This is a genomic window from Mesorhizobium sp. M7A.F.Ca.US.002.01.1.1, assembly GCF_004022955.1.
Taxonomy (GTDB): domain Bacteria; phylum Pseudomonadota; class Alphaproteobacteria; order Rhizobiales; family Rhizobiaceae; genus Mesorhizobium; species Mesorhizobium ciceri.
This window is the reverse complement of record NZ_RZQE01000182.1, coordinates 1-10,939: the sequence shown is the minus strand read 5'-3', so window position 1 is coordinate 10,939 and position 10,939 is coordinate 1. Positions and strand designations below refer to the sequence as shown.

Genomic DNA, 10,939 nt, shown 5'->3' with positions numbered 1-10,939 from the left:
CCTCATCGGTGATGCCGATTAACGGCTGGAGGAAGGAGGTCTGAAGGGGCTTGAGGTCGTAAAGGCCGCCTAGCAGCAGCGCCGCACGTATGCGCAACGGCATGGGCGCCTTTTCGAACAGGAATGTGGCCAGGTGCGCACCCGCCGAATGACCACTTACGCTTAGCCGGGCAGGGTCGCCGCCATGGGCGGCTATATTGTCCAGCACCCATTGTTTGGCACGCCGGATCTGGTCGACGATTGCCGCCATCCTGAATTCGGGCATCAGCGCATAGTCGACGATGACCGCGACCGCCCCAGCTTTGGTGACTGTGTTCGCTACATAAGAATAGTCGCTCCTGGAGAACATGCGCCAGTAGCCACCATGGATGAAGATGTGCACGGGAAGATCCCTGCGCACACCGGGCGGAAAGAACAGGTCCAGCCTTTCGGCCTCGCCCTCGCCATAGGCGATACCCGCCGACATCGGCAGGGTCGCCCGGGTTTCGGCGCTGCGAGTCACTATGTCGGTCACGATATCATCAAAATCGGCCACATGGTCGCGCGTGCGGAAAGGGTCCTTTGACATGACTGCCGGTTCAGAAGGTGACGGCAATATATTTAGCCTCCATGAACTCGGCGATGCCGTGGTGCTGGCCGCCTTCGCGGCCAAGGCCGCTCTGCTTGACGCCTCCGAATGGTGCGGCCGGATCCGACATCAGTCCCCGGTTGAGGCCGATCATGCCGGCCTCGATCCCCGACGCCACCCGCATGCCGCGCCCAACATCGCGTGTGTATATATAAGCGGCCAGGCCATATTCCGTGTTGTTAGCATGGGCGATGGCCTGGGCCTCGGTGTCGAAGCGTGTGATAGGTGCCACCGGGCCGAAAATCTCCTCGTGCGCCATCTCCGCATCCGGCGGCACCTCGGACAGCACTGTTGGCGGATAGAAGAATCCTTCTTCCTCCGAAATCGCCCCGCCGCAAAGCACCTTGGCTCCCCGGCCCACCGCGTCCTTGACCAGGCGATCGATCTTGTCGACAGCCTTTCTGGTGATCATCGGCCCGCACTCGGTGTCGGCATTCGGGCCCGCCCCCACCTTAAGTGCCGCCATGCGCTTGCGGAGCCCGTCGGCAAAAGCATCATAGATTCCCGATTGCACATAGAGGCGATTGGCGGCGGTGCAGGCTTCGCCGGCGTTGCGCATCTTGGCGATCATCGCGCCATCGAGGGCGGCGTCGAGATCGGCATCGTCGAAGACGACAAACGGGGCATTGCCGCCGAGTTCCATAGAACACGAAATGACATGCTTTGAAGCCTCGCCGAGCAAGGTTCGGCCGACACCCGTCGACCCCGTGAAGGACAGCTTCCTGACCCGCGGATCGGCAAGCATGGCCGAAGTCAGCGGCCCGGGACTGGTCGTGGTCAGCACGTTGACGACGCCGGCAGGCACGCCGGCTTCGCTGTAGAGTGCCGCCAGCGCATAGGCCGTCAGTGGTGTTTCGCTGGCCGGCTTTAGGACGACAGTGCAGCCTGCCGCCAGCGCCGGCGCGATCTTGCGGGTCGCCATCGCGGCCGGAAAATTCCACGGTGTGATCAGCACGCAAATTCCGATCGGCTCATAATCGACCACGATCCGGTTGGTGCCGGATGGCGCGGTGCCGAATTCACCGGTGATCCGGACCGCCTCTTCGGCATTCCAGCGGAAGAACTCGGCGGCATAAGCCACTTCGCCGCGCGCGTCGCGCAGCGCCTTGCCGTTCTCCAGCGAGATCAGCATGGCGAGCGTTTCGGAGCGTTCGACCATCAGTTCGAAACAGCGCCTGAGGATTTCCGAGCGTTTGCGCGGCGCAGTTTCCCGCCATCTCCTAGCTGCTTTGGCCGCCGCCTCGACGGCGGCGGTGGCGTCCTCGACCGTCGCATCGGGAACCGCCGCGATCACCGCCCCGGAGGAGGGATCGACGACATCGATGAGCCGACCGTCGGAGGACGACCGCCAAGTGCCGTCGATGTAGAGTCCGTGCGAAAAACCGCGCACGTCATAGCCATCCTGGTCGAGTTGCTGAGCGTTCAAATTCATCGCTTTGTTCCGTTTCTCACATAACGCAGGCGGCGAGGTCGCCGTCATGGGCGGCCTGGACGAGGCGTCGCATCGTGCCGAGATCGAACGCACGCGGATTGTTCTTGATCAGGCGGTCAATGCCGAGCGCTTGCTCTGCGGTCCACTCAAGCTTATCGGCAGGGAGGCCCAGATCCGCCAATGTTGGCGTAATACCGATCGCCGCGAACAATCGCCTGATCTCCTCGATCGTGGCGGCTGCCATCTCGTCGGCGGTTCGCGCCTTGGCCTCCAAGCCAAGTGCCGCGCCGATCTCTGCCATCTCGTGAGCGGCGACGCGGCTGTTATAGGTCATCACGTAAGGCATCATTGTGGCCACGCCCAAACCATGGGCGGTGTGGGTGAGGGCGCCTGCCGGGTATTGCACGGCATGCGCCGCCGCCGTGCCGGCGGTGCCGAACGCGCAGCCCGCCGCCAGAGCGCCCATCATGACATCGGCACGCGCGTCGGCATCCGTGCCGTCGCTGCAGGCTTTCTCCAGACTCCGGCCAAGCAGCTTTATCGCGAGCAACGCGAAATGGTCTGTCAGCGCCGTCTTGCCGATGAAGACATGCTGTTGCGGGAGATTGGGGTCTTCACCGCGCCGCATGGCGGTGAAGGCCTCAATCGCATGGGTCAAAGCGTCGGCGCCGGCGATCGCGGTCAGGCCAGGCGGACAGGTCATTGTCAGCTCGGGATCGCACAGAGCGACCGCGGCGATAAGGTGAGGGCTCGATATGCCGACCTTGAGCGTCCGGTCCGGGTCGGAAATCACCGCGACCGGCGTCACCTCGGAGCCGGTGCCGGCCGTGGTGGGTACGGCGATCAGCGGCAGTGTCTGACCCGGCACCTTGAACTCCCCGTAATAGTCCTGGAGCTTGCCGCCATGGCTGAGCAGCAGGGTGGCGCATTTGGCGAAATCGAGACAGCTGCCGCCGCCGATGCCGATCACCATATCCGGCCCGAACCCCTTCGCTTCCTCGACGCAGACGCCGACCGTATCGCGTGGCACGTCGGGCAGAACACGATCATGCACCAGGACCTCGATCGAGGCTGACTGAAGGGACTTGATGATGTCGGCGAATACCGTTGTGCCCGCGAAACGCTCGTCGGTGCAGACCAGCGCGCGTCGGCCGAACCGGGCGGCGACCGTCGGCAGCACATGGCGTTGCCCCTTCCCGAACAGGATTTCACGCGGCAACCGCAGGGCGGCGAAGAGGGTCATGATTGGTCCTTTGACGGCTGCTGACTGGAAACGGAGGCATTGAACTCGGTCTGGATCGGACGGTTTAAGAGTGTGTCTCTCGCACTTAAAAGATATCCGCTTTAAAATCGTATAGGATATAGGATTGCATCCGCGGAACCATCGTGTTAGCAGTCCTCACTGTCAAGAGGCAAAATATGCAGACCGCAAACTTACCCGACCCAAGCGACGCCAGCATTGGAGCTGGTCGCATCCAGCGCGCCAACAGTCTCGTCGAAGATGTCTATGAAGCCATCTTCGCGCAGTTGATGGCGCTGAAGATTCCCCCCGGCTCGCGCATCACAGTCGACAGCTTGGTCAAGGAATTCAACGTCTCGCACACGCCGATCCGGGAAGCCCTCGGACGGCTCGAAGGCGAAGGCCTGGTGCTCAAGACGCATCTGATCGGTTATCGTGCCGCGCCCCAGATCACCCGGCGCCGTTTCGACGAATTATACGAGATGCGTCTGCTGCTCGAGCCGCATGGCGCCGCAAAGGCCGCCGCAACGATGGACGACGCCAAGCTCGATCTGTTGCTCGAAGCTGCCGGCGTGATGTCACGCCGCGAAGGCAAGGATGATCGCGTGCGCTATTCGAATTTCGCCAGGCAGGATGCGATCTTCCACGACAAGATCATGGAGTTTTCTCAAAACGAACTCATCCGCGAGACGTTGAGCCACCAGCACACGCACTTCCACATCTTCCGCCTGATGTTCCATGCACGCGTGACCGAGGAGGCGCTTGACGAACACGAGGCGATCCTTGCCGCGTTCGGCTCGGCCGATCCCGATGCCGCCGAAAAGGCGATGCGCATCCATATAGAGCACTCGCGCGATCGCCTGCTCCCGGCATTCGATTGAGGTCGGAACGGATGTCCATTGCCGCGAATATCGCCGGGGAGGGCGGGAGCACGTTGTCCAGCGATGCGCCTGGTTCGCTTGAACCGGTGCTGCGCGCCCAGGAATTGTCCAAGCAATACGGCCCAGTGACGGTGTTGTCGGACGTCACCCTGGACGTCCTGCCGGGAGAGATCCACGCCATCATTGGCGAGAACGGTGCCGGCAAGTCGACGTTGATGCGGCTGCTGTCCGGCTATGTCGAGCCAAGCCACGGCACGTTGTCGATGAACGGACACGCGGTGAAATTTGCCAAGCCTGCCCAAGCACAGGATGCCGGTATCGCTTTGGTTCATCAGGAGATACTGCTCGCCGAGGGGCTCACGGTCACCGACAATCTGTTTCTCGGGCGAGAGCTTTCGCGTGGCCATGTCGTGGATGACCGCACCATGCGCCGGCTGGCAACCGAGAAACTGGCGCAGATCGGCTGCGCGGTCTCGCCAAGGGCACTGGTGCGCGACGTTTCGCTGGCAGACCGGCAGATGGTGCAGATCGCTCGCGCCCTGCTTGACGACCACAAGGTGGTTATCTTCGACGAGCCGACCGCCGTTCTGACCGGTGGCGAGGTCGAGCGCCTGCTGGAGATCGTCCTGCAACTGAAGGCTCACGGCACCGCCGTGCTCTATATCAGCCACCGGTTGGATGAGGTGCAGCGGGTCGCAGACAAAGTGACCGTTCTGCGCGACGGCAAGATGGTCGGCACCTATCCCGGCAAGACGCTGAGCCAGATGGACATGGCGCGGCTGATGGTCGGGCGCGAACTGGCAGCGCTCTATCCTGAGAGAACCGCAGCGCCTTCGGATGTACCGATGCTGAGCGTGAGGAACGCCTCCGTTCCCGGCTATGTGGAGGACGTGTCGTTCACGGTCCACAAGGGCGAGATCCTGGGGTTCGCCGGTATGGTCGGCGCAGGCCGAACCGAACTCTTCGAGGGCATTATCGGCTTGCGCCCGGCAGTTGCCAAGATCGAACTTGAGGGCAAGTCGGTCCATTTCCAATCGCCGCGCGCGGCGATCGACGCCGGCGTCGGTTACCTGACCGAGGATCGCAAGGGCAAGGGACTGCTGCTGCAAGAGCACCTGGCGCCTAACCTGACGCTGTCGGCGCTCGATGTGTTTCATCCCGGCCTCTCGATGGGTCGGCGCCGCGAAGCGCAAGCCCTGGAACAGGCCGTGGAGACATATGACATCAGGCTGAAGAGCCTCGGCGCCAAAGCGGCCCAGCTTTCCGGGGGCAATCAGCAGAAGCTGCTGCTGGCGAAGGTGCTGCTGACCGATCCTTCGGTGGTCATTATCGACGAGCCCACGCGTGGCATCGACATCGCCAACAAGGCGCAGATCTATGCCTTCATCCAGGAGCTTGTGGCCAAGGGCAAGGCCTGCATCGTCATCTCTTCGGAGATGCAGGAATTGATCGGCATCTGCGACCGCATCCTGGTGATGCGCGAAGGCCGCATCACCGGCGAGGTCAGTGGCGCCGAAATGACCGAAAGCAATGTGGCGGTACTGGCGACCAGTGGCCCCAAGCAAGGGCCAAAAGCCAAGGGAGGCACAAAATGGCTGTCATGAGCGAATCCGCACCCAGGCGTCGCCCCCTCGATCTCAACATCAGTTGGACCGATATCGGGCCTTTTCTTGCGCTGGCAGCTCTGCTGGTGGTCGGTTACCTCATCAACCCCGATTTCCTGTCCGCCACCAACCTCGCCAACGTCATCACCCGCAGCGCCTTCATTGCTATTATCGCGGTCGGCGCGACATTTGTGATCTCGTCGGGGGGGCTCGATCTTTCCGTCGGCTCGATGGCCGCCTTCATCACCGGCATCACCATCATGTTCATGAACGCGGTGGCGCCGCATGCCGGCATCTGGGCTATTCCCGCCGGTATGGCGGTTGCGATCCTGGTCGGCCTGGTGTGCGGGCTTGCCAACGGGCTCATCGTCACGGTCGGCAGGATCGAACCGTTTATCGCCACGCTGGGCACGATGGGGATTTTCCGGGCGCTGATAACCTATCTGACCGATGGCGGCACGATACCGATCGACAGGTCGTTGCGCGAGGCGTACCGGCCTGTCTATTTCGGCACGGTCGGCGGGATCCCGGTTCCAATCCTCATATCCATCGCAGTCGCCGCGGTCGCATCCTTCATCCTTTACAAGATGAAATATGGGCGCAAATGTGCGGCGGTCGGCGCCAATGAGGATGTCGCCCGTTATTCCGGCATCTCGGTGATCAGGACACGGACCGTGGCCTATATCGTCCAGGGTGTCTGTGTGGCGATTGCCGCGATCTGCTACGTGCCGCGCCTGGGCGCCGCAACGCCGACGACCGGACAGCTTTGGGAACTGCAGGTCATCACCGCCGTGGTGATTGGCGGCACCGCATTGCGCGGCGGCAAGGGCCATGTGTGGGGGACAGTCGCCGGCGCCGTCATCCTGGAACTCATCGCCAACCTCATGGTGCTGTCAGACTTCGTCTCCGAATACCTCGTTGCCGCTGTTCAGGGCGTCATCATCATCATCGCCATGCTCATCCAGCGGTTTTCGAATTCGAAATAGCGCCGCGTCCGGACCACGCGGATTAACGTTCTTGTAGGTCCAAGGGAGAAGACAATGTTCAGTAGAAAATGGATTGCGGCAGCGACACTTGGCGCGCTGCTGCTGGCCGGCCAGGCCATGGCGCAAGACAAGAAGGTCATCGCGGTGTCGATACCGGCCGCTGACCACGGTTGGACAGCGGGCATCGTCTACCACGCACAAGCGGCGGCCAAGGAAATCAACGCCGCGTTCCCGAACGTCGAAGTGGTCGTGAAGACGTCGCCGTCCGCGGCGGAGCAGGTCAGCGCGCTTGAGGACCTGTCGGCCAGCCGCAAGCTGGATGCTCTGGTGATCCTGCCTTACAGCTCGGAAGAGCTGACCCAGCCGGTCAAGGCTATCAAGGACATGGGCACGTTCATCACCGTCGTCGATCGCGGTCTGACTGACGCCTCCGTCCAGGATCTCTACCTCGCCGGCGACAATATCGCGGTTGGCACCAACACCGCCAAGTTCATGATCGACAAGCTTGGCGGCAAGGGCGACGTCGTTGTGTTGCGCGGCATTCCGACCGTCATCGACGACGAGCGCATCAAGGGCTTCCAGGACACGATCAAAGGCACTGATCTGAAAGTCCTCGACATCCAGTACGCGCATTGGAACAGCGACGAAGCCTTCAAGCTGATGCAGGACTATCTGGCCAAGTACCCGCATATCGATGCGGTGTGGGCCAATGACGACGACATGCTGCTTGGCGTGCTCGAGGCGGTCAAGCAGTCGGGGCGGACCGACATCAAGCTTGCGCTCGGTGGCAACGGCATGAAGGACATCGTCAAGAAAGTGATCGACGGCGACGCCATGACGCCGGTCGAGACGCCATACCCGCCGTCGATGATCAAGACCGCGATCTACATGACAGTCGCCAACCTGATCGGCCAGGCACCCGTCCGTGGCACCGTCAAGCTCGACGCGCCGTTGATCACCCAGGCCAACGCCAAGGAATATTACTTTCCGGATTCGCCATTCTGACCCTATCCGATTTCACAGAAAGGCAGGCGCAGTCTGCGCCTTGCCTAGCTCAAAACACTGAGAGGAAGAACCATGCCAGGCAAAAAGATACTGATGCTGACCGGTGAGTTCACCGAAGAATACGAAATCTTTGTCTATCAGCAAGCGATGGAAGCCGTCGGTCACACCATCCACGTGGTATGCCCGGACAAGAACGCCGGAGATCTGATCAAGACCTCGCTGCACGACTTCGAGGGCGACCAGACCTACACCGAAAAGCTCGGCCATTATGCGCTGATCAACAAGACTTTCTCGGAAGCCGAGAGGCAGCTCGATCAGTATCATGCCGTCTACTGCGCGGGCGGCCGCGGCCCGGAATACATCCGCACCGACAAGCGCGTGCAGGCGATCGTGCGCCATTTCCACGAGGCCAAGAAGCCAATCTTCACCATCTGCCACGGCGTGCAGATCCTGATCGCTGTCGACGGCGTGGTGCGCGGCAAAAAGGTCGCGGCACTCGGCGCCTGCGAGCCGGAGGTGACACTGGCGGGTGGCACCTATATCGACCTGTCGCCGACCGAGGCCTATGTGGACGGGACAATGGTTTCGGCCAAAGGTTGGACGGCGCTTGCTGCGTTCATCCGCGAATGTCTGAAGGTGCTGGGAACGGAAATCCGCCACGCATAAACTTCTGGAACCGACGCATTCGCCAAGGGATGCGTCGGTTCCCTTCAACAGCGCTTCCATATCCATCAACTCGGTCGGGATCGCGGCTCCCGAGCTACGATATAGGCGAGACACTTAAGTATTGCCGCCTGTTGCGCCGCTTTTCATCCTGCCTGTTCCACTGGTGCTGTTCGACAGGGTCGGCGCGCGGCGTTGTTTCAGCATCCGGATAGGCCGTGTCGTCGACCGTGCGGCCCCGTCGTCCCCCCGAGGCCACCTCGCTCCGGGCTTGCTCATTCGGATTGCAAGCTGCTGACATCAGTCAACGCCTGCAACGGCGCTACGCCACCGGAAATCGGGGTGCGCTTGAGTTCAGGCCCGCGTCAGTAAATCTGGCATCGCGGACAATCCAATAATCTCCCGGCGTCCGGGGTTGGTCATCGGCCTGACGAAAAGAACGGCGTCCAGGAACGATTTCGGCCGGCTGTCGTTGCCTGACATTAGGTATCCCTTATGGACTTTGCGAAATGCCGCTGTGTCAGAATCTATGCCCTCTTGAAATGACGTTCAAATGTCCGCGCTGCGGATTGGCTTTGCTGAAACCCGGGCGCTGGTTCCAGGTTGCGTCCAAATATCGCTGCGAGGGCTGTCACAGCGAAATCCGGATTACGTATCCCGACAAGATTGCACTTTTCCAGAAGTATGCGGATTCGCAGGGCGAGGTCCATCTCCCCCAAAGCATAGCTCAGTCCTGACCAGTCGTTCAGCGGCTAGGCCACGGTCCTGCCAGGAGGGCAGGCGATCTGAAGGCTGACTTCCGGCGGTAGAGTTGCCTGTAGCATGGAACGAAATCCGTTCCCTGCGGTTGGAGTTGTCCAGCTACACGCGATTGAACCGGCCTTGCCCCACAGTCAGGAGCAGTGATGCAAACATACCTGGTGGAACAAATGGAGGGGGATGACGTGGTCGCGGCGAGTAACGTCAATGCGTCCAGCCCGTTCACGGCGGCGACTATGTCAACGGGACGCCAGGTTACCCTGCGGACTTGGGAAAAAAATTGGGTTCGTGTAACGGATGAGCTTGGAGGGGAAGTGTTCGCATACTGCTTCGTTTCAAGCACTGGCAAAGCGGATAGCAGCGCGCAGCCCGACACCTCTGTAAGGTAAGGTAGTCCCGCAGCCCGGGCGGGCGCAGGCTGGCCTCTTCATCTTCGAATAATTCAAGCGATTAAGACCGTCTCACGCATCATCCGAATGATTGATGAAAAGATCATGCCGCGGAGCGATAAGCGGCAACAATCCTAGCGTGGGGCCCTTATGTCTCTGGCGCATTTAGAATCTTCGAGGGCGATTCAAACGGTGCAGGCTGACTACCAAGCGGTGGTCCCTTGCCGATGGTTAAAAGCTCCCGATCATGCTCTTGACCATGGCGGGCCTGTTCTACGTCTGCATCAACGGATGGGAACTGGCTTCGCCGACGTTCCTGTCTTTGATCACCTGAGGGAGATCGCCGGGCGTTATTCCGAAAAATTAGCCGCCAGCGACGGCACCAATCGACTGACCTATTCCGAGCTTTTTCGGGCGGTCGAGGCATTGGCCGGCTGGATTGAAGCCGTCGTTCCCGACGGAAATGCGGTTGGAATACTTCAGGCCAACTCGGTCTGGTACACCGTTGCGATGCTGGCCAGCATGGCATCCGGTCGGCCGTCAGTGCCGCTTAACGTGCGAGATCCGGACTCGCGCATCAACGAAATCGTCGCCGACGCGAGGCTCTCCGCCATAATTGGCGACAAAGGCCTCCACGGCCTTGATCTGCCCCAGCACGTTGCCTGGATCGATATGGCGCAATCATTGCAGGCAACGCCCCATCCAGCCGCACACCGTGTGGTTTCTGTCGATGCACCGGCAATCGTGCTTTATACCTCCGGCAGCACGGGCCGCCCCAAGGGGATTGTCAACAGCCAGCGGAACTTGCTGTGCCGAGTGCAGCAATATGTCGATGCGTGCCACATCAATGCACAGGATGTATTCCTGCCTCTGACCGGCCCGGCAACCATCGCCGGCTGTCGGGAAATTCTTGCCGCTCTTCTCACGGGTGCCACGTTGCAGCTTGTGGAGGTTGAAGCCGTCGGCCTGCGCGCGGTTCGCGGCCGCATGCAATCCGAAGGCGTGACGATCACTTATCTGGTGCCTGCATTGCTTCGCGCTCTCTTGGCGGATGAACCCGCGGACGCCTTTGGTTCGCTCAGAGTTGCCCGAATTGGAGGCGAGAAGGTATCTTCGGCCGACATCCGCCTCGTGCGCAAGGCTGTCCCGCCAAATTGCCTGGTGCAGATCGGCTATTCATCGACGGAAACGACGGGATCGCAGTGGTTCTTGCCGCACGATTGGCCGGAATTCGATTCTTCGGCTCCCGTCGGCTGGCTGCTTCCGGGAATCAGCTTCGCAGTGGTCGATGAAGAGGGTTACCCGGTTCAGCCCGGCAAGATCGGAGAACTGTTGATCAGAAGCCCGTATGT

General features: G+C 61.0%; 9 protein-coding genes. 6 read left to right on the top strand and 3 right to left on the bottom strand.

Going from position 1 to position 10,939, the window contains the following annotated elements; genetic code table 11:
- From EN932_RS18530 to EN932_RS18520, 3 genes are all read right to left on the bottom strand, one after another.
- Positions 1-568 (bottom strand): alpha/beta hydrolase (locus tag EN932_RS18530; protein ID WP_164890530.1); only part of this gene is annotated, 568 nt, incomplete at its 3' end.
- Between the two features lie 10 nt (positions 569-578).
- Positions 579-2,060, bottom strand: a complete 1,482-nt coding sequence (locus EN932_RS18525) for an NAD-dependent succinate-semialdehyde dehydrogenase (RefSeq protein ID WP_027163976.1) — start codon at positions 2,058-2,060, stop codon at positions 579-581.
- Between the two features lie 16 nt (positions 2,061-2,076).
- Positions 2,077-3,303 carry an iron-containing alcohol dehydrogenase gene (locus EN932_RS18520; RefSeq protein ID WP_127367923.1) on the bottom strand — a complete coding sequence of 409 codons (1,227 nt, stop codon included), beginning with the start codon at positions 3,301-3,303 and terminating at the stop codon, positions 2,077-2,079.
- 176 nt (positions 3,304-3,479) lie between these two features.
- On the opposite strand from EN932_RS18520, the gene EN932_RS18515 reads away from it, so the two are divergent.
- The 6 genes from EN932_RS18515 to EN932_RS18480 form a co-directional block, all read left to right on the top strand.
- Positions 3,480-4,181, top strand: coding sequence for a GntR family transcriptional regulator (locus tag EN932_RS18515; RefSeq protein WP_013533133.1), 702 nt, complete (start codon positions 3,480-3,482; stop codon positions 4,179-4,181).
- Positions 4,182-4,192: 11 nt separating this feature from the next.
- Positions 4,193-5,785, top strand: coding sequence for a sugar ABC transporter ATP-binding protein (locus tag EN932_RS18510; protein WP_127367924.1), 1,593 nt, complete (start codon positions 4,193-4,195; stop codon positions 5,783-5,785).
- The gene (locus EN932_RS18505) at positions 5,773-6,771 is read left to right on the top strand and encodes an ABC transporter permease (RefSeq protein WP_127367925.1); all 999 of its coding nucleotides are present in this window, start codon (positions 5,773-5,775) and stop codon (positions 6,769-6,771) included. The genes EN932_RS18510 and EN932_RS18505 overlap by 13 nt, the downstream gene beginning before the upstream one ends.
- A gap of 54 nt (positions 6,772-6,825) precedes the next feature.
- The gene (locus EN932_RS18500) at positions 6,826-7,776 is read left to right on the top strand and encodes a substrate-binding domain-containing protein (protein WP_013533130.1); all 951 of its coding nucleotides are present in this window, start codon (positions 6,826-6,828) and stop codon (positions 7,774-7,776) included.
- Between the two features lie 72 nt (positions 7,777-7,848).
- A complete protein-coding gene (locus EN932_RS18495; RefSeq protein ID WP_013533129.1) occupies positions 7,849-8,442 on the top strand; it encodes a DJ-1/PfpI family protein in 594 nt (197 codons plus the stop codon).
- 1,436 nt (positions 8,443-9,878) lie between these two features.
- Positions 9,879-10,939 (top strand): AMP-binding protein (locus EN932_RS18480; protein WP_164890529.1); only part of this gene is annotated, 1,061 nt, incomplete at its 3' end.